At 73.9% G+C, this 24,354-nt stretch carries 21 protein-coding genes; 11 read left to right on the top strand and 10 right to left on the bottom strand.

Annotation, left to right across the window (positions count from 1 at the left end):
- A partial coding sequence (locus ACIGNX_RS34240; protein ID WP_396545642.1) for a HAMP domain-containing protein occupies positions 1-3,868 on the top strand: 3,868 nt, incomplete at its 5' end.
- Positions 3,865-6,234 carry a SpoIIE family protein phosphatase gene (locus ACIGNX_RS34235; RefSeq protein WP_396545640.1) on the top strand — a complete coding sequence of 790 codons (2,370 nt, stop codon included), beginning with the start codon at positions 3,865-3,867 and terminating at the stop codon, positions 6,232-6,234. The genes ACIGNX_RS34240 and ACIGNX_RS34235, both read left to right, overlap by 4 nt.
- Positions 6,235-6,267: 33 nt before the next feature.
- On the opposite strand, the gene ACIGNX_RS34230 is transcribed toward ACIGNX_RS34235, so the two are convergent.
- From ACIGNX_RS34230 to ACIGNX_RS34215, 4 genes are all read right to left on the bottom strand, one after another.
- Positions 6,268-7,137 carry a GyrI-like domain-containing protein gene (locus ACIGNX_RS34230; RefSeq protein ID WP_396545638.1) on the bottom strand — a complete coding sequence of 290 codons (870 nt, stop codon included), beginning with the start codon at positions 7,135-7,137 and terminating at the stop codon, positions 6,268-6,270.
- Positions 7,138-7,216: 79 nt separating this feature from the next.
- Entirely contained in the window at positions 7,217-7,570 is a 354-nt protein-coding gene (locus tag ACIGNX_RS34225) for an STAS domain-containing protein (RefSeq protein ID WP_396545636.1), read from the bottom strand.
- The gene (locus tag ACIGNX_RS34220) at positions 7,567-8,631 is read right to left on the bottom strand and encodes a B12-binding domain-containing protein (RefSeq protein WP_396545634.1); all 1,065 of its coding nucleotides are present in this window, start codon (positions 8,629-8,631) and stop codon (positions 7,567-7,569) included. The genes ACIGNX_RS34225 and ACIGNX_RS34220 overlap by 4 nt, the downstream gene beginning before the upstream one ends.
- Positions 8,628-10,238 carry a PP2C family protein-serine/threonine phosphatase gene (locus ACIGNX_RS34215; RefSeq protein ID WP_396545632.1) on the bottom strand — a complete coding sequence of 537 codons (1,611 nt, stop codon included), beginning with the start codon at positions 10,236-10,238 and terminating at the stop codon, positions 8,628-8,630. The genes ACIGNX_RS34220 and ACIGNX_RS34215 overlap by 4 nt, the downstream gene beginning before the upstream one ends.
- Before the next feature lie 477 nt (positions 10,239-10,715).
- Between ACIGNX_RS34215 and ACIGNX_RS34210 the strand changes: the two genes are divergently transcribed.
- The 5 genes from ACIGNX_RS34210 to ACIGNX_RS34190 all read left to right on the top strand — a co-directional run bounded on the left by ACIGNX_RS34210 (position 10,716) and on the right by ACIGNX_RS34190 (position 14,551).
- Positions 10,716-11,732, top strand: a complete 1,017-nt coding sequence (locus ACIGNX_RS34210; protein WP_396545630.1) for an arabinan endo-1,5-alpha-L-arabinosidase — start codon at positions 10,716-10,718, stop codon at positions 11,730-11,732.
- A gap of 261 nt (positions 11,733-11,993) precedes the next feature.
- On the top strand, positions 11,994-12,719 hold the full coding sequence (locus tag ACIGNX_RS34205) for a family 43 glycosylhydrolase (protein WP_396545674.1): 726 nt from the start codon (positions 11,994-11,996) through the stop codon (positions 12,717-12,719).
- Between the two features lie 222 nt (positions 12,720-12,941).
- On the top strand, positions 12,942-13,283 hold the full coding sequence (locus ACIGNX_RS34200; RefSeq protein WP_396545628.1) for a DUF3040 domain-containing protein: 342 nt from the start codon (positions 12,942-12,944) through the stop codon (positions 13,281-13,283).
- 57 nt (positions 13,284-13,340) lie between these two features.
- Positions 13,341-13,964, top strand: a complete 624-nt coding sequence (locus ACIGNX_RS34195) for a ClpP family protease (protein ID WP_396545626.1) — start codon at positions 13,341-13,343, stop codon at positions 13,962-13,964.
- On the top strand, positions 13,961-14,551 hold the full coding sequence (locus ACIGNX_RS34190; RefSeq protein WP_396545624.1) for a ClpP family protease: 591 nt from the start codon (positions 13,961-13,963) through the stop codon (positions 14,549-14,551). Before ACIGNX_RS34195 ends, ACIGNX_RS34190 begins: the two co-directional genes overlap by 4 nt.
- A gap of 3 nt (positions 14,552-14,554) precedes the next feature.
- Here ACIGNX_RS34190 and ACIGNX_RS34185 read toward each other — a convergent pair whose 3' ends face one another.
- Positions 14,555-14,890, bottom strand: coding sequence for a helix-turn-helix domain-containing protein (locus ACIGNX_RS34185; protein ID WP_396545622.1), 336 nt, complete (start codon positions 14,888-14,890; stop codon positions 14,555-14,557).
- Positions 14,891-15,055: 165 nt separating this feature from the next.
- Between ACIGNX_RS34185 and ACIGNX_RS34180 the strand changes: the two genes are divergently transcribed.
- Together ACIGNX_RS34180 and ACIGNX_RS34175 are read left to right on the top strand one after the other, a co-directional pair.
- Entirely contained in the window at positions 15,056-16,345 is a 1,290-nt protein-coding gene (locus tag ACIGNX_RS34180) for a hypothetical protein (protein WP_396545620.1), read from the top strand.
- A gap of 52 nt (positions 16,346-16,397) precedes the next feature.
- Complete coding sequence (locus ACIGNX_RS34175) at positions 16,398-18,638, top strand: hypothetical protein (RefSeq protein WP_396545618.1); 2,241 nt, start codon at positions 16,398-16,400, stop codon at positions 18,636-18,638.
- 10 nt (positions 18,639-18,648) lie between these two features.
- On the opposite strand, the gene ACIGNX_RS34170 is transcribed toward ACIGNX_RS34175, so the two are convergent.
- A complete protein-coding gene (locus ACIGNX_RS34170; protein ID WP_396545616.1) occupies positions 18,649-19,260 on the bottom strand; it encodes a TOPRIM nucleotidyl transferase/hydrolase domain-containing protein in 612 nt (203 codons plus the stop codon).
- A gap of 172 nt (positions 19,261-19,432) precedes the next feature.
- Between ACIGNX_RS34170 and ACIGNX_RS34165 the strand changes: the two genes are divergently transcribed.
- Positions 19,433-19,648 (top strand): three-helix bundle dimerization domain-containing protein, encoded by a 216-nt coding sequence (locus ACIGNX_RS34165; RefSeq protein ID WP_396545614.1) that lies wholly within the window; start codon positions 19,433-19,435, stop codon positions 19,646-19,648.
- A 17-nt stretch (positions 19,649-19,665) separates the two neighbouring features.
- Entirely contained in the window at positions 19,666-20,589 is a 924-nt protein-coding gene (locus ACIGNX_RS34160) for a lipase family protein (RefSeq protein ID WP_396545612.1), read from the top strand.
- Here the strand turns inward: ACIGNX_RS34160 and ACIGNX_RS34155 are convergent.
- The 4 genes from ACIGNX_RS34155 to ACIGNX_RS34140 all read right to left on the bottom strand — a co-directional run bounded on the left by ACIGNX_RS34155 (position 20,586) and on the right by ACIGNX_RS34140 (position 24,254).
- Positions 20,586-21,134 carry a TetR/AcrR family transcriptional regulator gene (locus ACIGNX_RS34155; RefSeq protein WP_396545610.1) on the bottom strand — a complete coding sequence of 183 codons (549 nt, stop codon included), beginning with the start codon at positions 21,132-21,134 and terminating at the stop codon, positions 20,586-20,588. The two genes, ACIGNX_RS34160 and ACIGNX_RS34155, sit on opposite strands and share 4 nt — an antisense overlap.
- Before the next feature lie 35 nt (positions 21,135-21,169).
- The gene (locus tag ACIGNX_RS34150) at positions 21,170-21,769 is read right to left on the bottom strand and encodes a DUF1062 domain-containing protein (RefSeq protein ID WP_396545608.1); all 600 of its coding nucleotides are present in this window, start codon (positions 21,767-21,769) and stop codon (positions 21,170-21,172) included.
- A gap of 281 nt (positions 21,770-22,050) precedes the next feature.
- Entirely contained in the window at positions 22,051-23,277 is a 1,227-nt protein-coding gene (locus ACIGNX_RS34145; protein WP_396545606.1) for an MFS transporter, read from the bottom strand.
- A 92-nt stretch (positions 23,278-23,369) separates the two neighbouring features.
- The gene (locus ACIGNX_RS34140; RefSeq protein WP_396545604.1) at positions 23,370-24,254 is read right to left on the bottom strand and encodes a universal stress protein; all 885 of its coding nucleotides are present in this window, start codon (positions 24,252-24,254) and stop codon (positions 23,370-23,372) included.
- Between the last annotated feature and the right edge of the window lie 100 nt (positions 24,255-24,354).

The following is a 24,354-nucleotide window of genomic DNA, read 5'->3' as shown; positions in this document are numbered from 1 at the left end:
GTACGCGCGCGGCGAGATCCTCGAACTCAAGAACACCATCAACACGATGGTCGACCAGCTCTCCTCCTTCGCCGACGAGGTCACCCGCGTCTCCCGCGAAGTGGGCACGGAGGGCGCGCTGGGCGGTCAGGCGGACGTCAAGGGCGTCTCGGGCACCTGGCGCGACCTCACCGACTCGGTGAACTTCATGGCGGGCAACCTGACCGCCCAGGTGCGCTCGATCGCCCAGGTCGCCACCGCGGTGGCCCGGGGCGACCTGAGCCAGAAGATCACCGTCACCGCGCGCGGCGAGATCCTCGAACTCAAGAACACCATCAACACGATGGTCGACCAGCTCTCCTCCTTCGCCGACGAGGTCACCCGCGTCTCCCGCGAGGTCGGCACGGAAGGCCGGTTGGGCGGCCAGGCCGACGTCAAGGGAGTCTCCGGCACCTGGCGCGACCTCACCGACTCCGTCAACTTCATGGCGGACAACCTCACCGCCCAGGTCCGCTCGATCGCCCAGGTGACGACGGCGGTCGCCCGCGGCGACCTGACCCAGAAGATCCGGGTCGACGCGCGCGGCGAGATCCTGGAGCTGAAGGAGACCATCAACACGATGGTCGACCAGCTCTCGGCGTTCGCCGACGAGGTCACCCGCGTCTCCCGCGAGGTCGGCACGGAGGGCAACCTCGGCGGCCAGGCCACGGTGCGGGGCGTGTCGGGCACGTGGAAGGACCTGACCGACAACGTCAACGTGATGGCGTCCAACCTGACCGGCCAGGTGCGCTCGATCGCCCAGGTCGCCACGGCGGTGGCGCGCGGCGACCTGTCGCAGAAGATCACCGTCGAGGCCAAGGGCGAGGTCGCGGCCCTCGCCGGGGTGATCAACACCATGGTCGACACGCTCTCGGCGTTCGCCGACGAGGTGACCCGCGTGGCCCGCGAGGTGGGCACGGAGGGCATCCTCGGCGGCCAGGCGCGGGTGCCGAACGTGGCGGGCACCTGGAAGGACCTGACCGACAACGTCAACTTCATGGCGAACAACCTGACCAACCAGGTGCGCAACATCGCCCAGGTGACCACGGCGGTGGCGCAGGGCGACCTGACCCGCAAGATCGACGTGGACGCCCGGGGCGAGATCCTGGAGCTCAAGACCACGATCAACACCATGGTCGACCAGCTCTCGGCGTTCGCCGCCGAGGTCACCCGCGTGGCCCGCGAGGTCGGCAGCGAGGGCCGGCTGGGCGGCCAGGCCGAGGTCGAGGGCGTGTCGGGCACGTGGAAGCGCCTGACCGAGAACGTCAACGAGCTGGCGGGCAACCTGACCACGCAGGTGCGGGCGATCGCGGAGGTCACCAGCGCGGTGGCCGAGGGCGACCTGACCCGGTCGATCACGGTGGAGGCCTCCGGCGAGGTCGCCGAGCTCAAGGACAACATCAACTCGATGGTGGGCTCGCTGCGCGAGACCACCAAGGCCAACCAGGACCAGGACTGGCTCAAGTCGAACCTGGCCCGCATCTCCGGGTTGATGCAGGGTCGGCGGGACCTCGTGGTGGTCGCCGAGCTGATCATGGACGAGCTGACCCCGCTGGTGTCGGCGCAGTACGGCGCGTTCTTCCTGGCCGACGACACCGCCGAGTCGCCGGAGCTGCAGCTCATCGCCTCCTACGGCGCGCCCGACGACACGCACGACCGGACGCGGTTCCGGTTCGGCCAGTCGCTGGTGGGCCAGGCGGCGCGCAGCCGGCGCACCATCGCCGTGGACGAGGTGCCCGGCGACTACGTCGCCATCTCCTCCGGCCTGGGCCGCACGGCGCCGATCAACCTGCTCGTGCTGCCGATCGTGGTGGAGGACCAGGTGCTCGGCGTGATCGAGCTGGCGTCGGTGCACCGCTTCACCGCGATCCACCGCGACTTCCTCGAGCAGCTCATGGAGACCGTGGGCGTCAACGTCAACACCATCATCGCCAACGCCCGCACCGACGAGCTGCTGGTGGAGTCCCAGCGCCTGGCCACGGAGCTGCAGGCCCGCTCGGGAGAGCTGCAGGTCCGCCAGGAGGAGCTCCAGCGCTCCAACGCCGAGCTGGAGGAGAAGGCGGCGCTGCTGGCCACGCAGAACCGCGACATCGAGACCAAGAACCTCCAGATCGAGCGGGCCCGCCAGGAGCTGGAGGAGCGCGCCAAGCAGTTGGCGCTGGCCTCGAAGTACAAGTCGGAGTTCCTGGCCAACATGAGCCACGAGCTGCGCACCCCGCTCAACAGCCTGCTGATCCTGGCCCAGCTGCTCGCCCAGAACCCGAGCCGCAACCTCACGCCCAAGCAGGTCGAGTACGCGCACATCATCCACTCGGCGGGCTCGGACCTGCTCCAGCTCATCAACGACATCCTCGACCTGTCCAAGGTCGAGGCGGGCAAGATGGACATCACCCCGGAACGGGTGCCGCTGCGCCAGCTGCTGGACTACGTCGAGGTCACGTTCCGGCCGATGACCACGCAGAAGAGCCTCGGCTTCCGGATCACCGCGGCCCCGGACGTGCCGGCGAACCTGTTCACCGACGACTCCCGGCTGCGGCAGGTGCTGCGCAACCTGCTGTCGAACGCGGTGAAGTTCACCGAGGCGGGCAACGTGGAGCTGCGCATCGAGCCGGCCGACCCGGGCGAGCTGCCCGCGTCGGTGCGCCACCACGGCTCGGCGATCGCGTTCCGGGTGATCGACAGCGGCATCGGCATCGCCGAGCAGCAGCTCGAGTCGATCTTCGGCGCGTTCCAGCAGGCCGACGGCACCACCAGCCGCAAGTACGGCGGCACGGGCCTGGGGCTGTCGATCAGCCGGGAGATCGCCTACCTGCTCGGCGGCGTCATCACCGCCGAGAGCACGCTGGGCCGCGGCAGCACGTTCACGCTGTACCTGCCGGTGGCGCGGCCGGACTTCCTGGACTCGCCGCACGAGGTGACCGAGACCACCGACGCGGCGACCGAGCCCGCGCCGGGCGAGCACGCCGACCAGGCGGCGGCCGGCCCGGCACCGACCGCGGCCCAGCGGCGGCTGCTGGTGGTCGAGGAGCGGCCGCACGGCCTGCTGTCGCTGGTGGCCGAGAGCGCGGTGGCCGACCTGTCCGACAGCCACGACCCGCGCGGCCCCGTGCACGTGGTCACCGCCGCCGGCGCGCACGAGGCCGCGGCGGCGCTGGCCGCGGAGCCGTGCCACCTCGTGGTGCTCGAACTGGGCATGCCCGACGAGGCCGCGCTGCGGTTCCTGGAGGCCATGGACGGTGACGCGGCCTCGCGCGAGATCCCGGTGCTGGCGCACAACAACCGGCGGCTGGACCCGGCGCAGGAGCAGAGCCTGCAGTCGCGGGCGGGCGTGCAGCCGTTGGAGCTGCTGTCCAGCCTGGACGAGCTGCGGGAGCGCATCGCGCTGCACCTGACGGCCGAGGCCCCGGGCGACGTGCTGCCGCTGGTGCGCACGGAGGACCCGGTGCGGCCGGCGCCGGCGCACGTGGACGGCAAGCTGTCGGGTCGGACGGTGCTGATCGTCGACGACGACGCCCGCAACCTGTTCGCCCTGTCCAGCATCCTGGAGCTGCACGGGATGAGCGTGCTGCACGCCGAGAACGGCCGGATCGGGATCGAGACGCTCTCGGCGCACCCGGAGATCGACATCATCCTGATGGACGTGATGATGCCGGAGATGGACGGCTACGCGGCCACGGCCGCCATCCGGGCCATGCCCGAGCACGCGCGGCTGCCCATCATCGCGGTGACGGCCAAGGCCATGCCGGGTGACCGGGACAAGAGCCTGGCCTCCGGCTCGAACGACTACGTCGTCAAGCCCGTCGACGCCGACGACCTGGTCGCCTGCATCGGCCGCTGGCTCGACGCGTGAGCGCCGACGACCTCGGGCCCGCCGGGGCCGAGGCGCGGGACCCGAGGTCGGGCTACGGCCGCCTGGCCGCGACGGTCGACCGGCTGCGGGCGCAGGTCCGGGAGGCGCAGCTCGCCGCCGACGGCCGGGCGCTCATCGAGCTGGCCAAGGGCGTGCTCGTCGAACGGCTGGGCTGCGGCCCGGCCGACGCGGCGCGGCAACTGGCGCTGCTGGCCGAGCAGGCCGGGCAGACGCAGCTCGAACTGGCCGTCGAGGTCGTCAACCAGGCGGCCCGCGACCGGCTGACCGAGGTGGTCGAGGAGGTGCTGTCGCAGGCGACCGGCGAGGACGCGGCGGCGGTCGCGTCGTCCACCGCGCTGCGCCTGCGCACGGCGGAGAGCGGGGCGCTGGCCGCCGGCGAGACGCAGACGGTGGCCGAGTCGCTGCTGGCGCACGCGCTCGTGCCGCTGGGCGCGGCGGCGGTGGCGATCTGGTCCGCGGGCACCGACTCGTCGTTGACGCTGGCCGGGTACGCGGGCCTGTCGCCGGAGGAGGCGCGGCGGTGGCGGTACGTGCCGCCGGGCCTGGTGACGCCCGCCCGGCAGGCGCTGGTCGAGCGGGGTCCGGTGTGGATCGAGGACCTGACCGCGTCGGGGCTGCCCTCGGTGGGCCTGCACCAGCTCCCCGGCGGCGGGCGGGTGACCGCGCCGACGAACGCGGGCGGCCGCATCCTGGGCGTGCTGGAGATCTGCTGGCCGCACCGCGTGGAACCCCAGCCGCCGCAGATCCGGCGGCAGGTCGAGGCGCTGGCCGAGCTGTGCGCGCACACCCTGGACCGCGGCCCGGACCCGGGGCTGTTCGAGGAGCCGCCGTCGTCGGTGCTGGAGACGGTGAACCTCGCCGAGGGGCTGCTGGACCCGGCGCTGGTGCTGCGCCCGCACCTGGACGAGCGCGGCTACCTCGCCGACTTCCGCGTCCACCACGTCAACAGCCACTTCGTGGACCTGGCGGGCCGGCCGCGCGGCGCGATCAGCGGCGCGACGCTGCTGGAGGCGTACCCGGCCGCCGCGGGCCCGGGGCAGCTGTTCGAGCAGGTGGAGCGGGTCCACGCCACGGGCGAGCCGTTCCACGCCGAGCGGATGTCGCTGACCACCATGGTCGACCAGGTGCCGTTGACCGCGGTCGTCGGCGTGGGCATCAGCCGGGTGGGCGACTGCGTGCTGCTGGTGTGGCGGGTGCAGGACGAGGCGGCGCGGCTGGCGAACCTGCTCCAGCACGCCCAGCGCCTGGGCCGCATCGGCGGGTTCGAGGAGAACGCCGCCACCGGCGAGATCACCTGGAACAGCCAGTTGTACGCGCTCTACGGCCTGGCGCCGGACGCGGACCCGGTGCCGCTGTCGGCGCTGGCCGCGCACGCGCACCACGACGACGCGGCGGCCATCGGCCAGTTCGTGACGACCGTGCTGGGCCAGCACCGCCCGGGTTCGACGTCGTTCCGCCTCCAGCGGCCCGACGGCGTGATCCGCCACATCCGGGTCATCGCCGAGCCGGTGCTGGACGTCGTGGGCACGCTGGTGGCGATCCGGGGCGCCTACCAGGACGTGTCCGCGCAGCACTGGACCGAGGTGGCCCTGTCGGCGACCCAGGACCGGCTCGCGCACACCGAGCAGCAGGCCGCCGAGCGCAACCGCCTGGCGCTGCGGTTGCAGCAGGCGATCATGCCGCCGGCCGAGCCGTCGATGGACGCGTTCGGGCTGCGCATCGCGGTGCGCTACCGGCCCGCCGAGCAGGAGCACCTGGTCGGCGGCGACTGGTACGACGCCGTGGTGCTGCCGTCCAAGCAGGTGTTCCTGTCGGTGGGCGACATCACCGGCCACGGCATCAAGGGCGCGACCGGCATGGTGGTGCTGCGCAACGCGCTGCGCGGCCTGGCGGCGACCGGCGCGGGCCCGGGTCAGCTGCTCACGTGGCTGAACCTGGTCGCGCACCACCTCACGGACCACATCTTCGCCACGGCGGTGTGCGCGCTGTACGACCCGGACAGCAGGACGCTGCGCTGGGCCCGCGCCGGGCACCTGCCGCCGGTGCTGGTCCGGCACGGGGAGGCCGAGACCCTGCCGATGGTGCACGGGATCATGCTCGGCGCGCTGGCCGAGGGCTCCTACGAGGAGGGCCACGTCCAGCTGGAGTCCGGCGACACCCTCCTGCTCTACACCGACGGCCTGGTTGAGCGGCGCGACCGCCCGCTGGACGCGTGCATCGAGCGGCTGGTGGTCAACGCCGCCGCTCCGGCGGAGTCGCTGGAGCAGCTGCTCGACGACCTGCTGGCCACCAGCGACGCCGACACCGACGACGACACGTGCGTCGTCGGTGTCGAGGTGCGCTGAGAAGTGCTCTGAGAGGACCGTCGGCCGGCCGGGTCAGGCCGGTTCGACGGGCAGCCAGAGCTCGCAGGTCGCGGTGCTGAAGTCGGGCGCCCGGTCGAGGATCGTGACGATCGAGGGGCCCGGCCGCAGCCGCCACGGGTTGGCCGGGAACCACTCGGTCGCCGTGGCGGCCCAGGCGTCCTGCAAGACCCGCGGGTAGGCGCCGGTGGTGCGGAAGACCGCCCACCGGCCGGCCGGGACCTCGATGGCGTCGAGGTCGTCGGGTGCCGGGGTGTCGCCGGAGACGGCGACGCCGTGCAGGTAGGTCAGCTCGCTGCCCTCGGCGGCGTCGGGGTCGACGTCGTCGCTGACCTGGAGCAGGCCGGTCGGTTCGGTGTCGCCGAGGTCCTTGAGCCGCTGGTGCTCCTCGGCGGGCAGCGCGGCGATGTGCCGCTGGATGTGCGGGTTGACGCCGCGGTGCTGGAGCGGCACGCGGGTGGCGTGCCCGACGAGCCGGAACGCGGGTCGGTCGACGACGCGGGTGTCCACGGGGGTGTTCCCTTCGACGGTCAGGCGGAACCTGAGCTGTGGTTGCGTGCGAAGGGGGCCTCCGTCCCGGCGGACCTCGCCGGGGCTCGCGCCGTGCACCGCCCGGAACGCCCGGCCGAACGCCTCGGTCGAGCCGTAGCCGTAGCGGACGGCGATGGCCAGCAGGTCGTCCTCGCCCCGGACGACGTCCGCGGCGGCCACGGTCATGCGGCGGCGGCGCACGTACTCCGACAGCGGCATGCCCGACAGCGACGAGAACATCCGGCGCAGGTGGTACTCCGTCGTGCCGACCGCGCCGGCCAGGCCGGCGAGGTCCAACTCGCCGGTCAGCCGTTCCTCCACCAGGGCGACGAGCCGGTTGAGAGCCGAGATCACGGGTTCCCCCTTCCGACGTAGACCCTGCCGGAGGGCGCACCGGCCGCGCCCGATCGTCGCGGACCGATCCGGTCGGGGGTCAGCTGTCGGCTTCCTCGCGCTCCCGCTCGTCGGTGGCGGTGAGGTGGTGGAACGTGTTGGTGCGCCGCAGCAGGCGGTCGAGGCCCGGCTGCCGGTTCTCCAGCAGCAGCTCCGCGCCGGCGGCGGTCACCTGCCGGCGCAGCAGGAGCAGCGTCGACAAGCCGTAGGAGTCGCAGAACGCGACGCCGGCGCAGTCCAGTCGCACGCTGCGCACGCCGTGTTCGGTGAGCAGCTCGGTCACCAGTTCCAGCAGCCGGTCCCCGTTGGCGTAGACGATGTCGCCGGAGAGGACCACGCGGGCGGTGTGCGCGTCGACGATGGCGGGTGTGCAGGTGAGGGGGTGTGGGTTCATGCGGCCGGTCCGGGGTCGGGGGTGCGGGACAGCTCCCGGCGCGCGGCGTCCAGGACGCGGTTCGCGCGCGGGAAGTCGTGGAGCTCGGCCGCGAGCAGGGCCAGTGCGGGCGACAGGTGCCGCGCCGGCACGCCGCGGGCGTCGAGGATGTCCGCCGTCCACGTCAGGAACCCGGTGAACAGCGCGTCGTCGTCGGTGTAGAGGGCGACGGCGAGGAAGTCGACGATGTGCGCCAGGTCCTCGGCGGTGTGCTGGCGCTGGAGGTCGGTGTAGTCCGCCATCGCGGGCACCAGCCGCTCCAGGCCCGCGTAGAGGGCCTTCACGAGCTGCCCGCTGGTGCGCGAGACCATCGTGTACTCCTGGTCGCCCAGGTGCGGCAGGTCGTCGATCGGCTGGTAGCCGCCGCGCGGGCGGGGCAGCGGGCTCGTCGACAGCCGGTCGGCCGCGGCGCGGGCGTCGGGCGCCCACACGTCGGCCCCGAGCAGCCGCGCGTACCGCCCGTCCGGGCCGAACGCCGCGCCGCCCACGAGGACCGGCACCCCGGTGGCCTGGCAGGCGGTGATGGTGGCGTGCGCGGTGGGCAGCCGGGTGGCCAGGGAGCCGGACAGCGCGACGGCGTCCGGGCCCGTGCGGTGCAGGTGGGTGATGAGGTGCGGCGCGGGCACCTGCGCGCCCAGGTAGTCGACGCGGAACCCGCGCAGCTTGAGCACCTCGGCGAGCAACCGCGCGGGCAGGGAGTGCCACTCGCCGTCGACGCACGCCACGGCGATCCGGCCCCGGTGCGGGGACGGGCGTCCGGCGTTCGCGGCCACCGCGGCGACCACGCGCTCGTTGATCGCGGTGGCCGCGTGCTCCTGGGCGACGGTCAGCCGGTTGGCCGCCCACTCCGCGCCGACCCGCCGCTGCACCGCGCCGACCACGTCGAGCAGCAGCACCTCGGGGTCGAGGCCCCCGGCGAGGGCGGCGAGGGCGATCTCCGAGGCCCGGTCCTCGTCGCCGTCCACGACGGCGTCCCACAGCCGCTGGGCGCAGGCGCTCGCGTCGAGGGTCATCGTGCTCATGCCGGCGTCGCCTCCCGGTCGGCCACCGCGCTCAGGTGCCTGCCGCGCGGCGCGGTGATCGCGAGCACGGCGATGTCGTCGTGGCTCCCACCGCCGATCCACTGCGACGCGACCATGTGCACGTGCTCGGTGACCGCGTCCGCGGGCATGCCGGCGCAGTCCGCGAGCGCCCGCCGCAACCGGTCCTCGCCGAACATCTCGTCGCCGAGCGGCCCGCCGACCGCCTCGGTGATCCCGTCGGTGTAGAACAGGCACGTCTCGCCGGGCGCCAGCAGGACCTCGGCGGTCACGGCGTCGACCTCGGGGAGCACCCCGATGAGCGTGCCGCGCGTGGGCACCTCGTGCACCTCGCCGGTCGTCCGCACGACGAGGGGCGGCAAATGCCCGCCGGTGGTCACGCGCAACCGGACGTCGGCGCCGACGCGGGCCGCGGACGCCAGCACGACCGTGACGAACTTGGTGTGGTGCGAGCTGAGCAGCGCGCCGTTGAGCAGCTCCAGCATCCGCCGGTGGTCGCCCGCCAGCGGCAGCAGCGCCTGCAGGGTGGAGCGGACCTTGCCGGTCATCACCGCGGCTTCCAGGCCCTTGCCGCACACGTCGCCGAGCACGGCCAGCGACTCGCCGGTCTCCAGCTCGTGCACGTCGTAGAAGTCGCCGCCGACGCGCTCGTGGTCGTTCGCCGGCCGGTAGCGGCCCGCGAACTCCACCCCGTCGACGGCCCGCAGCGTCGGCGGCAGCAGCTCGCGCATCAGCGTCTCGGTGATCGAGAGCTGCTGGGCGAACATCCGGGCGGCCGACATCGCCACGCCCGCGCGGGCCGCGAACAGCCGCGCGAAGTACTCCTCCTCGTCGCTGAACGCCTGCTGCTCGGTGCGGCGCAGCAGCACCAGCGCGCCCGCCGGCACGCCGTGGCCGGGCAGCGGCGTGACCACGATCGAGCCCACGTCGCCGAACCCGTCGGGCACCAGCCAGGCGGGCGCGGAGGACGGCTCGATCCAGCGCGACGGCACGGGCGGGAAGCCCTGCAACGCCTCCGCGAGCCCGGCCACGTCACGGGGGTCGATGGGCAGCCGCTCGTGCACCGCCTCGCCGCCGCGCACGCACCACGTCACGGAGTGCTCGTGCCGGCTGCCGGGCGCGACGACCCAGGCGGCGTCGGCGAGGTGACCGGCCGCCAGCTCCGCCGTGATCCGCATGCACCGCTCGGGGTTGAGCGAGGTCAGCAGGGCCGAGGACACCTCGCCGAGCACGGCGGTGCGCTCCTGCTCGACGCGCAGCGCCTCCCGGGCCAGCCGCACGTCGGTGTCGTCCACCAGCCACCACGTCACCGAGCCGTCGTCGTGGCGGGCGGGGTGCGCCTCGAAGCTGCGCTCGCCGAGCGGGCCGTGCGCGGACCCGGCGTCGGGCCGTCGGTGGGCCCGGTCGAGCCAGTCCGCGCAGTCGGCCAGCGCCACGCCCGGCCGCGCCCCGGGCAACACCGGTCCCGCGGCCCCGTTCACCGCCCGCACGACGCCCGTGACGTCGACGAGCACGGCCGGGACGGGGGCGGACAGCCACCCGGCGTCGGCCGCGCTCCCGGTACCCCGGACCGCAGGACTGGTCTCCACGACTACTTCGGCCCCCGCGCGGGCGCCTCCACCTCACTCGAATCCCCGGCTCACTGCCGTCGACGGCGGTCTGGCGGACCCGGTGGGTCCCTCCCCAGCCTGCCAGACGGCTCCGTGAACCGCTAACACCACCGCGCGCCGAGCCGCCGGAGGTCACCGGTCGCCCGACTCGCGGTTACCCCCGCCGAGGCATATGTGGTCGATAACAACAAACGTTCGACATCGCTGGAGTCGGCAAGATGACCGAGAGTAAAACCACTGTTCAAACAGGTTGTTAGCGATTCAGAGGCGAACCGATGCGTTCTCGGAGCTTCTGTTAGCGATAACAATCAAACCTTGCCCATCGCCGATCACCTCTCGTATCGTCTTCGACGCGCACCCAGATCGGTCCTGCCGCCACGGCGCACCTCCCGCGCCCGGACCGGGTCCTGCCGGCGCACGCCGCCGCCACCCGTACCCCGACGATCAGAGGACACCGTGGCAGCCCTGGAAACGGCACCCAGCAGAACGGCACCCAAGAGGACGGCGCCCAAGAGGACGGCACTGGGCAAGCTCGCCCTGACCCTGCTCACCACCGCCGTCGTGACGGTCGCGATGGCGCCGCACGCGTCGGCCTACCCCGCGCCGGGCCGCGTCACCGGCGACGTCGGCGTGCACGACCCGAGCGTGGTCAAGCGCCCCGACGGCACCTACCTCGTGGCGCACACCGGGAACGACATCGCGCTGAAGACCTCCACCGACCGCACCGCCTTCCGCAACGCCGGCTCGGCGTTCCCGGGCGGCGCGCCGTGGACGAGCACCTACACCAACGGCGGCCGCAACCTGTGGGCGCCGGACATCTCCTACCGCAACGGCCAGTACTACCTGTACTACTCGGCGTCGTCGTTCGGCTCGAACCGCTCGGCGATCTTCCTGGCCACCAGCCCGTCGGGCAACTCCGGCACGTGGACCAACCGGGGCCTGGTGATCGAGTCCCGCACGTCGGACGACTTCAACGCCATCGACCCCGACCTGGTGGTGGACGACCAGGGCCGCTGGTGGCTGAGCTTCGGCTCGTTCTGGTCGGGCATCAAGACGATCTCGCTCAACCCGGCGACCGGGCTGCGCGCGGACGGCACCTTCCTGTCCCTCGCCGGCCGCAACGGCGGTCCGATCGAAGCGCCGAACATCGTCAAGCGCGGCGGCTACTACTACCTGTTCGTGTCGTTCGACTACTGCTGCCGCGGCGCGTCGAGCACCTACCGCGTCATGGTCGGGCGCTCCACCGGCGTCAACGGCCCCTACACCGACCGGAGCGGCCGGGCGCTGACCGCCGGTGGCGGCACGGAGGTCCTCGCCGGCCAGGGCAGCGTCCACGGGCCCGGCCACCAGGACGTGTTCGGCGACACCGACCACGACATCCTCGTCTACCACTACTACGCCGACAACGGCACGTCGCTGCTGGGCGTCAACTGGCTGCTCTGGGACTCGGCGGCCTGGCCGTACGTCGGCTGAGGACCCCCGGTCGGGACATCCGCGAACTTCCGTGCAACGGCGCAGGGAGCAGACCTTGGCAACGATCGGAGCAGCGGTCCGGGGACCTGTCGTCCTCCTGGCCGCCGCCACCCTCCCCGGCGGGACCACCTCGGCCCTGCCACCCACCGCCACCGCGGCCGCGGTGGACACCAACGCCTCCTACGTGCTGGTGAACCGGAACAGTGGTGGCAGCACTACAACGGCTACCACCACCTCGCCACCACGACCTGGAACTCGACCATCAGCACGCGCCGGTCGCGGACGCCGGCGGGCCTCGCCACCGCCGCCGACGCGGTCGTCTTCACCCTCAACCGGCCCAACGGGTGCCGCAACATGTGGGCGCCGGAGTTCCACCTGCTCAACGGCCGGTGGTACCTGTACTACGTGGCCGGGCAGAACGTGGCCGACCACAACCCCACGCAACGCCTGCACGTGCTGGAGTCGTCGGGCACCGACCCGATGGGCCCCCGCACCTTCAAGGCCGACCTGGACGGCACGTGGGAGCTGGACCCGAGCATCCTGCAGCACGACGGCGAGCTGTACCCGATGGGCAGCGCGATGGACGGCACGCAGTCGCTGACCATCACCCCGCTGGCCAACCCGTACACGATCAGCGGCGCGCGGCGCACGATCAGTCGGCCGACCCCGGCCTGGGAATCCCGGACCGGGGCGGTCAACGAGGGCGCAGAGCCGCTGTACCACAACGGGAAGACGATGATCGCGTACTCGGCCGGCGCGTGCTGGGGCCCGGACTACGAGCTGGGGCTGCTCACGCTGACCGGCACGGACCCGCTCGACCGGTCGCACTGGACCAAGTCGCCGAACCCGGTGTTCCAGCGCAACGACGGCAACGGCGTCTACGCGCCCGGCCACAACAGGTTCTTCAAGTCCCCCGACGGCACCGAGGACTGGATCGTCCGGCTGGGCACCACCCTCACCGCACCCTCGGGTGAGCCGGCCTGCTGAGGCCACCGCGGGCGTCGGCGGTCCCCCGCCGGCGCCCGCGCGGCCGGGCACCCGCACGGTGCGCGCGCCGCCGTCGGGCCCCCGCGCACCGGCGGGTCGTCGCGCCTCGCCGGTGCCGGTTCTCATCACTTGCGCGACGGCTCCGACTTGATAGCGTTTCGGTCTCATCCCGGTCACACTGGGAATCCGAGAACGGGCAACCCGACGCGGAGGTGGTGGCAGATGGGACTTCCGGACCACGAGGAACGCGCCCTCGCGCAGATCGAACGGCAGCTGCTCGACGACGATCCCCGCTTCGTCGCCCGGCTCACCCGCGGCCGCTCCCGGCTCCGGGTCCCGAGGCGGGTGCTGTTCGCCTCGGCCCTGGTGCTCACCTACGCGGTCGGCCTCGTGACGATCATCGCGGGGGTGAACCTCGCGTCGGCGTTCCTGGTCGTGGTCGGGTCGGCGGTGACGGCCGCGTTCCCCACCGCGCTGGGGGTGCGGGCGTGGCGGCAGCGCCGGGTGGACGTCGAGGCGCTGCTGCGTGACCGGCCGCTGAGCACCGGTCCTGCCGAGGGCTGATCCGCCCACGGCAGCGCGGCGGGCCGGGCGCGCCCCGGTGTCGGCATGGTCGAGGGCATGAGCGACCACAAGCAGCCCACGTTCGACCACCGACTCCGCGACCGGTTCTTCAGCCGACGGGTGCTCGTCCTCGACGGCCCGCTGGACGACGACAACGGGACCGTGCTGACCACCCAGCTCCTGTCGCTGGCCGCCGAGGACCCCGTGCGCGACATCGCGCTGTGGATCCACTCGCCGGGCGGCTCGGTGCCGGCGATGCTCGCGATCCGCGACGTGATGCGGCTCGTGCCGTGCGACGTGGCCACGCTCGCGCTGGGCCTGGCGTGCAGCGCGGGGCAGTTCCTGCTGTCCGCGGGCACGCCGGGCAAGCGCTACGCGCTGCCGCACGCCCGCATCCTGATGCACCAGGGTTCGGCGGGGATCGGCGGCTCGGCCGTGGACGTGGAGGTGCAGGCCGACGACCTGCGGCACACCCGCGACACGGTGCTGGGCCTGATCGCCGAGGACACCGGGCAGCCGGTCGAGCGGATCTTCACCGACTCCCTGCACGACCGCTGGTTCACCACCGGTCAGGCGCTGGAGTACGGCTTCATCGACCACGTCGTGCGCAGCCTGGACCAGGTCGTGCCCGTGCGCACGCACGAGCTGGGCCTCGGCTCGGTGGCGGGGGTGCGCGCGTGAGCACCTACACCATCCCCAACGTGGTCAGCCGGGGCGCGGGCGGTGACCGGATCATGGACGTGTACTCGCACCTGCTGTCGGAGCGGATCGTCTACCTCGGCACGGCGATCGACTCCGGCGTGGCCAACGCGCTCATCGCGCAGCTGCTGTACCTGGAGGCGGACAGCCCCGACCGGGAGATCAACCTCTACATCAACAACGAGGGCGGCGACCCGGCGGCGATGCTCGCGCTGTACGACACCATGCGCTACGTCAGGGCACCGGTGGTGACGACGTGCGTCGGGCAGGCCGTGGCGACCGGCGCGGTGCTGCTGGCGGCCGGCGCGGCCGGGCGGCGGTTCGTGCTGCCGCACACCAGGGTGGTGCTGCACCAGCCGGCGGCGCAGGGGCGCGGCGCGATCCCGGACCTCATCCTCCAGGCCGACGAGGTGGTGCGGGTGCGCACGCAGCTGGAGGAGATCCTGTCGCTGCACACCGGCCGCGAGGTCGCGGAGCTGCGGCACGACACCGACCGGGACCGGGTGTTCGACGCGGCGAGCGCGGTCCGCTACGGGCTGGCCGACCACGTCCTGGAGCACCGCGGGTGACGGTCAGGCGGCCATGAGCACGGGCCCCGCGGGGCGGCGACCGACTGCGGGGCCCGCGCCGCGCCGCCCGCGGACGTCGCCCGCGATGCCGGCGAGCAGGTCGGCCAGGTCGACGCCGAGCGCCCCGGTCACCGCGGCGATCATCTCGCTGGAGGGCTCCTTGCGGCCCCGTTCGATCTCGGAGAGGTACTGCGGCGAGATGCCGGCGCGCTCGGCCACGTCGACCAGGCGGCTGCCCTGGTCTTCCCGGGCGGCGCGCAGGGACCGGCCCAGGAGGTCCCGCCACAGCGGTTCCGGCTCGTGGTCGCGCCTGCGGTGGAAGGGGAGGACGTCCGCCATGGGGTCATCCTGGCGCAGGTCGGGGCGGTCGGGATCACCGTTCCGCTGTCGGCGGAACGGCGGTGATCGTTAGGTCGGCGTTGGCGCGGCGTTGGCGGCGATCACTTGACTGCCGGCGTCAGGCGTCCGGCGTTCGGCGTTCGGTTTCGAGGAAGGTCCCGGCTCATGGCAACAGGCACCGCCGAGGTGGCACCGACGCAGCTCAGGAAAGCCGTGGTCGGGACGGATGCGGGCGGGCGGGTCGAGGCGATCGGCAAGGAGGCGAAGGCCGAGCCGCAGTCCGTGGTGGGGCTGCCGACGGGCGGGCAGGTGCCCGACGACCCGTTCGCGAGCCTGCGCGGCGTGGCCGGCTGGGCGGTCGACTACGTGGCGTTCCTGCGCGAGCCGATCGACCGGTTGCAGGGCGACCCGCAGGGCGTGCGGGCGACCGCGGACGCCATCCGCGCGGCGGCGGAGCGGATGCGGGAGCTGGCCGGGTCGCAGCGCGAGACGCTGGCCAAGCCCGAGGGGTGGACCGGGAAGGCCCGGGACGCCTACCAGACCAGCATGGAGGCGCTGGGCGACGAGCTGGTCGTGCTGGCCGACGCGGTGGCCGTGAAGGGCGTCGTGGTCGAGAACACCGGCGCGATGGTGCAGGCGTTGCGCGAGGCCGTGCTCTACAGCGTCGGCCGGTACTCGGACTCGCTGGTGCCCGGGGCGATCCAGGCCTACGCGTTCGCGCCGGCCACGTTCGGCGCGTCCATCGCGGTGTTCCTGGGCGGGGTGGTGGCCGGCGCGAGCCGGCTCGGGGCCGACATCGCGGCCAAGATGGAGGACCTGAACGCGGCCCTGACCCGCCAGGTCGACCGGATGAAGCAGCTCGACGCCATCTCCGACGAGGTGGCGCGGGGTTGGGAGCGCTACGAGGCGGCGGCCGGCGGTGAGACGGCGACGCGGCCCATGGTGGCGCGGCGGATGCTCGCGGTCGAGGAGGCGCACGCCGGGCGGGCCACGGGTGCCGCGGTGCCGGAGTCGGAGGCGCTTCGTCCGGTCGCGGCGGGGCGGGCGGTCGAGGAGTCGCACGCGCTGCTGCGCACGGGCGTGGTGGCGGAGGAGCCGCGGCACGCCTTGCAGGGAGAGTCCATGGTGCGGGCGTCGCGGGTCGAGGCGGTGCAGGCGGAACCGATGATGCAGGCCGCCCGGATGGAGTCCGTGCCCGCCGAGCCGATGATGCGGGCGTCGCGCGTCGAGGCCGTGACCGCCGAGCCGATGATGCAGGCGTCACGCGTCGAGGCGATGCCGGCCGAACCGATGATGCAGGCCGCCCGCGTCGAGGCCCAACCCCTGCTGCCGACCACCCACCTCGAAGCCCGCCACGCCGTGCAGGCCCGGCCGCTGGTCGAGTACGCGCAACCGCTCCAGCCGGCGTCCCCGGTGCACTACACGACGGTCCACAGGGTCGAGGAAGCCGAGTAGGCACGACCGTCCCCGCCCGTCCACTCCCCTGCGTTCCGCGGAAGGCAATGCCATGGTCACCCCCACGCTCACCACGCCACCGCCCGGCGGCGACTCCGGATTCACGATGGACCCGTCCGCGATGGACGCGCTCCGGCAGCGGGCCGAGGACCTGCGCACCGGCTACCAGGAGGTCTCGTCGACGCTGTCCGGGCAGGCGCTGGCCGGCACCGCGTTCGGCACCGCGGGCACGTTCGCCGCCGAGGCGTTCAACGGCTCCCTGCGCCGGTCCGTCGAGCTGACCGGTCAGGCCGCCTCGACGTTGGGCCAGGTCGGCGAGGGCGTGCGGGCGACCGCGCAGACCCACCAGGAAGCGGACCGCGCGAACGGCGAGCAGTTCGGCAAGATCCAGCCGAACGAACCGGCCGACGGGCCGCAGGGCGCGCCGTCAGGCGGTCCGGGCCCCGCGCCGGCCACGCAAGGCCCACCCGTGCCACCGGCCGAGGGCCTTCCCAGCGCGGAGTCCGCGAACACCCCGTCCGGGCCGACGGCGGACACCCGGTCGCAGGGCGGCGCACCGACCAACCAACCGCCGGCCACCCAACCGCCGGCCACCCAACCACCGGCCACCAACGGCACCCCGGACGCGACCACCACCTCCGCCGCCCAGTCCGCGCAACAGCCCGCGCCGGTGCCGGAGTTCCCGGACGTGCCCGACCCGGTCGCGCACGCGCCCGGAGGCGGGGGCGGTTCGGGCGGCGGTTCGGGTGGCGGCAGTTCGGGCGGCAGTTCGAGCGGGGGCGGCCCCTCCGGCTCCACCGCGGGCACCGGTGCCGAGACCACCCCGCAGCCCGCACCCGTGCCCGAGTTCCCCGACGTCCCGGACCCGGTCGCCCACGCGCCGGGAGGCAGCGGCGGCACTTCGAGCGGCGGGCCTTCCGGCTCCACGACAGGCGCGAGCGCCGCCCCGCAGCCCGCACCGGTACCCGAGTTCCCCGACGTCCCCGATCCCGTCGCGCACACCCCCGGAGGCAGCGGCGGCACTTCGAGCGGCGGCGGACCCTCCGGCTCCACGGGCACGAGCGCCGGCACGACTCCCACGCCGCAGCCCGCACCCGTGCCCGAGTTCCCGGACGTGCCCGACCCCGTCGCCCACACCCCCGGCAGCGGCACCACCTCAGGCACGGCCACCACCCCACAGCCCGCACCAGTGCCCAAATTCCCCGACATCCCCGACCCCGTCGCCCACACCCCCGGCAGCGGCACCACCTCAGGGGCAGGCACCACCCCACAGCCAGCACCCGTGCCCAAATTCCCCGACATCCCCGACCCGGTCGCCCACACCCCCGGCGGCGGCACCACCTCAGGCGCAGGCACGCCACCGGCCACGCCGCCCATCCCCGAGGTGCCCAAGGACCTGTTCAAGCAGCCGGACACCACCACCGGGAGCGGCACGACCCCGCAGCCCGCGCCGCTGCCCAAGTTCCCCGACGTCCCCGATCCCGTCGCCCACGCGCCGGGAGGCGGCGGCACCGCCCCGTCCGGCGGCACCCCCACCCCGCAATCCACCCCACAGCCCGCGCCCGTACCCAAGTTCCCCGACGTCCCCGACCCCGTCGCCCACACCCCCGGAGGCGGCGGTGCCGGGTCGGCCGGTGACGGGACCGCGCCGGCCGACACGGCACCCGACGCCCCCGGCCACCGGGACGACCGCGACCGCCACCCCGGCGAGCACAAGCCCGGACACCACGGCGACCACGAACCGCAAGACCGGGGCGAGCACGGCCGCGACCACCACACCGACCGCGACGACCACGACACCGACCCCGGCCCGGAGCACGTGGTCCGGTCGGAGCGCGAGCGGCACGGCTTCCCGATCACCTCGATCGACGGCACGCCGTGCCTCGACCTGCGCGACCTCCCCGCCGCGCAGGGCGAGCGCTGGCAGGAGAACATCCGCGACATCCTCGCCACCAAGGGCGAGGGCTCGTTCTTCTGGGCCGGCGACACCATCGACGCCCAGGGTCAGCGGCACTCCCTCATGGACCTCGCCGAGTTCCTGACCAACCTCGACCCCCGCGACGACGAGCCGGGCACCGCCGACCAGCCGGAGCCGGCGCTGTCGGACACCGTGGCGGCCGCCCCGGCACGCAGCGCGAACGGCGACGTCTACGTCCTCGTCGGCCCCAACCACGACGACGAGATCGAGCTGACCGACTTCCCGACCTTGCAGCACAACCCGCGGGTCGAGCGGGTGTTCGCGATCGACGCCGTCACGGGCCGGGAGACCCAGGTCCACCCGAAGGTCACCTGACCAGCCGGCGTCAGACGGCGTCGAGCAGCGCGCGGAGCGGTCGCGGCACGGTGTCCCGGGCCACGGCCGCCTCCACGAGCAGCCGGGCGTAGCGCAGCTTGCGGCGGGCACCACTGCCCAGGAACCGCCGCAGCTGCGCACCCGGCTCACGACCGCGCCACGCGGGTTGGTCGCGCATCAACCGGAACGCGCCGAGGTCGCCGTGCGCGTCCAGCACCTCCTCGACCCCGGCCGTCCCCACGGCGCGGATCAACTCGTCCTCCAGGTCCTCGTCGCACACGTGGAACCCGAGGCGTTCCAGGTCCGCGCGCGTGCGGGGCGACCCGACCCCCGCCGCGGCCAGCCCGCGCCGGAACACGTCCTCCTCGCGCAGGTCGCACAGACCGGCGAGGCGAACCGGCGGACCCAACGTCCTCAGCACCCGGCCGATCGCGTGCGCCCCACCGATCGGCAGGACCACCACCCGCTCCGCGGCGAGGTCCCGACCGAGCCCCACCGCCGCCGCTTCCACCGCGATCTGGTCGCTGACGCCCTCCACGAGCACCACGGCGACGGCATCGGCGACCTCGGCCTGCGCACGGCACCTCGCCCGTTCCGTGGCGCCTTCGCCGCCCAGGGTCATGGGCGCATCATCGGCGGGCCGCGCGCGACCGACAAGCGATTACCCGCCGTGCCGGTTCGTTCATCGCGGGTACACCTCGACTTCGCCGTCCGTTCACCCTGCGCGGCGATCCCTCCTGTGATTCCGCGACAGTGGGAGGTCTCCCGTGGTGGAGAACGTTGAAGGACACCGAGTGCGCGACCCGCGCCGACTGCAGGTCCCGATCGAGAAGCAGCTCGACCAGGCCGCCGAGGAGGTGACCCGCCGCCTGGCGGGCCGCATCGGCTACCAGACCGTCCGCCGCACCGTCACCGACGCCTACCGACGCCTCTCCGCGCAGGCCAAGGTGCACGGCTTCCTGCCGATCCTGGCGGCCCGCTCCGCCGACCGGACGCTCCGGAGCGGGTGACGGCGGGTCCCCGTCGGATGAACCTCGACGGCCCCGGTGGCGCGGTGGCCGACGGCGGAGGTACGCACGGGGTGCGGGCGGCGGGACGCCGCCCGCACCGGGCCGCCGTGATGAGGATGACGATGTCCGCGCCGACGTTGAACCACCGCGCCACCGGGTACGACGCCCGGCAGGCGTACTGCATGGCCAAGGCCGCCGAGCTGGCCTACCACGACCGCGACCGGATCGAGGCCACCGCGGCCGAGTGGGGGTTCGACCGGGTTCGGCACCACGCGGCCGTCTTCGAGCCGCCGTTCGCCCTCAGCGACGCGCAGGCGTACACGATGGCGGACCGGAGGATGGTCGTGACCGCGTTCCGCGGCACGGAACCGGCCCGGCTCCGGGACTGGCTGTCGGACACGACCACCCCGCCGCGGCCCGGTCCGGCGAAGACCGGTCTGGTGCACTACGGCTTCGCCGAGGCGCTGCGGGCGGTGTTCCCGTCGGTGCTGCGGGCCGTCGAGGAGCTGCGCGACGACGAGCGGACGATCTGGTTCACCGGTCACGGCCTCGGCGGGGCGCTGGCGATGCTGGCCGCCGCCCGGCTGCACTTCGAGGACCCCCGCCTGGCGGCGCGGGGCGTCTACACCTTCGGCCAACCGCGCACCTGCGACAAGTCGCTGGCGGACGCCTACGACAAGGCCCTGGCGGGCCGCACCTTCCGCGTGGTCAACAACAACGACGTGGTCGCGCGGGTGCCGCCGGCACCGCCGTTCCACCACGTCGCCGCCCTGCGCCACATCGACTCCACCGGCCGGGTCCGCGAGTCGGCGCCGGCGGTGTCCGGCCTGCTCGACCGCGGCAAGGGCCTGGCCGCCGACCCGTTCGCGCCCGCGAGCGACGGTGTCCGCGACCACCGGGTGAAGGCGTACCTCGTGGCGCTGGAGAAGAACCTGCCCTAGAGGACGAGGCGGCCGGCGAAGGAGCGGACCACCGCGACCGGGTCGCGGTCGGCCCGGGCGAGGGCTCCCGTGTTCCACAGGGTCGCGAAGCCGTGCACCAGCGACCACGCGGCGATCCTCGACAGCTCGGAGTCCGGCCGGTCGCCGACGGCGGCGGTCAGCGCCGCCCGGGCCCGGTCCTGCGCCCGCGCGAGGGCCGGGTCCCCGGGGTGGTGGAGGTCGGGGCGGAACATCACCTCGAAGTGGGCGCGGTGATCGGTGGCGAAGCGCACGTAGGCCGCGCCCATCTCCACCATGTCGCCACCCTCCGCGGCGGTCGCGTCCAAGGCGTCCGCCAGGAGCGTGAAGCCCTCGACGGCGAGCGCGGTCAGCAGGCCGGCCTTGTCCTTGAAGTGGTGCACGGGACCGGCGTGCGAAACGCCGACCCGGCGGGCCAGGTCGCGCAGACCCACCCCGGCCGGGCCGTGCTCGCCGATCACCTCGACGGCCGCGTCCAGGACGGCGCGGCGCAGGTCTCCGTGGTGGTACGGGCGTTGCGTGGGCACCCCGGCAGCCTACCGCGATCTAGTCATTGACAAGTTCACGGAGCTGCGGGCGGGCTCGTCGCCGCCACGACGAAGGTGAAGTCGGCGCGCACCTTCGCGTCGACCGCCACGGGCAGCCGCACCCGCCCCGAGCCCACCAGGCCCCGCACGGCACCGCGGCTCAACCGGAACCCGGCCATGAGCAGCCGCTCCACCCGCACGGGCACGGGCAGCTCGAACCGGACCACGACCTCGAGCGGCCCCGGATCGGCCGCCAGGTCGTAGAACGGCATGTCCGTGGCCAGCGCCCAGGTGCCGGCCCAGTCGAGCCGGAACGCGCCGGAGACCACCAGCTCCCGCACGGCGGCCGCGTCGTTGCCCTCGAACCGCAGCAGCCGGTCGTGGTCGAGCGCCCGCACGTGCGTGCGCTCGTGAACGGTGATCTTGGACGTGCGGCCGCACGACTCGCAGGACACCAGCAGCCAGACGTCGAGCAGCTTGCCGCCGGCGTTGACGCGGAACTTGCCGGTGGGGTGGTGCCGCGTCGACCGGCACGAGGTGCACGCCTTGACGATGGCGGGCAGCCCCAGTTCGGTGACCGCCCACAGGGCCTTGCGGTCGATGCCGGTGCTTGCGCCGGTGCTTCCGACGGGCACACGGGTGTCGCGAACGGGATTCATGAGTCGGTGAACTCCGAGACGTGCGAGGGGAGGCGCACGGCAGCGCTGTGCCGCGGCGGTCCCCGGAGGTGCGGTGGCGTGCGGCCGGCTCCCGCCGCGGGAGCACGACCACGGGCACGACGTGGCGATCCACGTCGCGTGACGGAAGCCCGCGCCGGTCACGGCGTCGGGGCTTCGAGCGGCACCACTGCTCACCGAGTCATGGGCGACATGATGTTCACCCGGCGCGAGGCCGGGCAACCGGTTTTCCCGGTGGGTCAGCGCGTCGCGCGGTCCAGGTCGGGGGTCGCCACCGAAGCCCGCAGGTGATCCCGCCGCACCACCGCCACGACCGCCATCAGGGCCGCGGCCAGCGCGAACCCCGACGCCGCCGTCAGCGACGACAACGGGCCCGCCGCGCCGACCACCGCACCCGCCAGCAGGATGCCCACCACCCCCGCGCACGCGGTCACCGCGCCGACCGTGGCCAGGACGCGCCCCCGCACCGCTTCGGACGTCCGCTCCCGCACCAGGCCGTTCAACGTCACGTTCTGCACCGAGCCGCACACCCCCGCCACCAGCCAGGCGACCGCGTTCACCACCAGGTGCGGCAGCCGCGCGGGCGCCGCCAGGGCCGCCGCGAGGACCAGGTTCGCGACGGCGAAGGCGATCAGCATCGCGCGCGGCGTCACCAGGCGGCGGCTCAGGTGCGGGCCGACGAGCAGGCCCGCCGTCCAGCACGCGAGCACCGCGCTGTAGGTGAACGCGTTGCCGCCGATCGGGCCCAGGACCAGGAACACCTCGTTGACCAGGGCGATGGCCACGGCGAAGCCCACGACCGCCTGCGCGGCGACCCGGCCGAGCAGCAGCCGGTCGCTGCGCAGCAGCACCCAGCCGCTCCACTGCCCGTCCGAGGCGGCCCCGCCGGCGTCCTGCCGGGGGTCGCGGTCGACCCGCAGCACCAGGACCACGAGCGCCAGGTGCGCGAACGCCGCCACCGCGTTCAGCATCACGGCCCACTCGACGCCCGGCCCGGCCGCGATCACCCCGCCGAGCACGATGCCCGCCACGGAACCGGCGTTCTGCGCCGTCGACCACGCGGTGTGCCCGTCGGCCGCGTCGGTGACCAGCCCGATCAGCCCGGACGCGCACGTGCGCATCACGGCGTCGCCCACGCCGAGCACCGTCACCAGCGCGAACAGCACGACCGGTCGCTCGTGCCCGAACAGCAGTGCGACCAGCAGCAGCACCTGGGCGAACACCGCCACCGACAGCAGCAGGCGGTGCGGGAACCGGTCGACCGCCCACCCCGCGACCGGCGCGCCGAGCACCGCCCCGAGCGCGACGGCCACGAACAGCCCCGCGACGGCGAACGCGCCCGAGGACGCCAGCGCCGTGGTGAACCCCACCAGGGTGAGCTGCGCCCCGAGACCGGCCACGCCGGACCCGCCCACCAGCACCGCCAGGTCGCGGTTGTCCCGCAGACCGCCGAGCACTGCGACCATTCCGCTCCCCCGCCGCCTCGCCGGTACGGACCGAGGCGTTCGCCTCGCGGGTGCGATCATGCCCGAAGATCACCGCCGGTGGCGGGTGGACGTCACCCCGACGCGTCGTCGGGTCGCACGACGGCCAGCGGGCACGGCGCGTGGCGGATCAACGCCTGGCTGGTGGAGCCCAGCAGCATGCCCTTGAAACCGCCCAGCCCCCGCGTGCCCACCACGAGCAGCTGCGCGTCACCGCTCGCGTCCACCAGGGCCTTCGCCGGGCGTTCGCGCACCAGCCGCCGTTCGACGACGACGTCGGGGTACTCCTCCTGCCACCCGGCCAGGCGTTGCGCCAGGGCCTGCCGCTGCTCGTCCTCCACCGCGTCCCAGTCGACCCGGACGCGGTCGGCGTAAGGGGTGTCCGCGAGCAGCGGCACCCACGCCAGCAGGGCGACGAGCGCGGCCCCTCGCGCCGACGCCGCCCGGAACGCGAACCCGACCGCCGCCTCCCCCGCCGGCGAGCCGTCCACGCCCAGCACCACCGGCCCGGTGTCCGGCGGCCCGGCGTCCGGTTGCCGGTCCCGCACGACGACCACGGGACAGCGGCCGTGCTCGGCGACCGACACCGCCACCGACCCCACGACCAGCCCCAGCAAGCCGCCCAACCCCTGCGAGCCGACCACGACGAGCCGGGCGTCCCGGGACGCGGCGACGAGGGCCGCGGCGGGCTGCTCCCGGACCACCGACGTCCCCACGTCCGGCACGAGGTCGCGCACGTCGTCCGCCGCCGCCTCCAGCCACCGCCTGCCCTGCTCCTCGAACGCCTCCCGCACCTCGCGGCCGGTCAGCACCGCGGCCGGGTAGCCGCGCTGGGGCACGAGGTAGGCGTGCAGCAGCCGCAGCGGCGCGCGGTGCCGGGCGGCCTCCGCCGCGGCCCACCGCACGGCCCGCGACGCCGAGCGCGAACCGTCCACCCCGACCACGATCGGATCACCCATGGCAGTCCCTAAGGTTGATGTTGTTCGGGGTTGGTGCCCCGGATGCCCAGGGCGATGGGGTGTGGCTGATGGCGTGTCTGCCGCGCGGTGGCTCGGAAGG

It is taken from the genome of Actinosynnema sp. NPDC053489 (genome assembly GCF_044544865.1).
Lineage (GTDB): Bacteria > Actinomycetota > Actinomycetes > Mycobacteriales > Pseudonocardiaceae > Actinosynnema.
The sequence above is the reverse complement of the archived record's forward strand: the minus strand, read 5'-3'. Positions and strand labels throughout refer to the sequence as shown.

What these genes read in the sequence shown, in the direction of transcription:
- ACIGNX_RS34175 (WP_396545618.1), top strand. Translation starts at nt 16,398, where the DNA reads ATGGTCACCCCCACGCTCACCACGCCACCGCCCGGCGGCGACTCCGGA.
- ACIGNX_RS34180 (WP_396545620.1), top strand. Translation starts at nt 15,056, where the DNA reads ATGGCAACAGGCACCGCCGAGGTGGCACCGACGCAGCTCAGGAAAGCC.
- ACIGNX_RS34145 (WP_396545606.1), bottom strand. Translation starts at nt 23,277, where the DNA reads ATGGTCGCAGTGCTCGGCGGTCTGCGGGACAACCGCGACCTGGCGGTG.
- ACIGNX_RS34200 (WP_396545628.1), top strand. Translation starts at nt 12,942, where the DNA reads ATGGGACTTCCGGACCACGAGGAACGCGCCCTCGCGCAGATCGAACGG.
- ACIGNX_RS34140 (WP_396545604.1), bottom strand. Translation starts at nt 24,254, where the DNA reads ATGGGTGATCCGATCGTGGTCGGGGTGGACGGTTCGCGCTCGGCGTCG.
- ACIGNX_RS34220 (WP_396545634.1), bottom strand. Translation starts at nt 8,631, where the DNA reads ATGAGCACGATGACCCTCGACGCGAGCGCCTGCGCCCAGCGGCTGTGG.
- ACIGNX_RS34195 (WP_396545626.1), top strand. Translation starts at nt 13,341, where the DNA reads ATGAGCGACCACAAGCAGCCCACGTTCGACCACCGACTCCGCGACCGG.
- ACIGNX_RS34160 (WP_396545612.1), top strand. Translation starts at nt 19,666, where the DNA reads ATGAACCTCGACGGCCCCGGTGGCGCGGTGGCCGACGGCGGAGGTACG.
- ACIGNX_RS34225 (WP_396545636.1), bottom strand. Translation starts at nt 7,570, where the DNA reads ATGAACCCACACCCCCTCACCTGCACACCCGCCATCGTCGACGCGCAC.
- ACIGNX_RS34185 (WP_396545622.1), bottom strand. Translation starts at nt 14,890, where the DNA reads ATGGCGGACGTCCTCCCCTTCCACCGCAGGCGCGACCACGAGCCGGAA.
- ACIGNX_RS34170 (WP_396545616.1), bottom strand. Translation starts at nt 19,260, where the DNA reads ATGACCCTGGGCGGCGAAGGCGCCACGGAACGGGCGAGGTGCCGTGCG.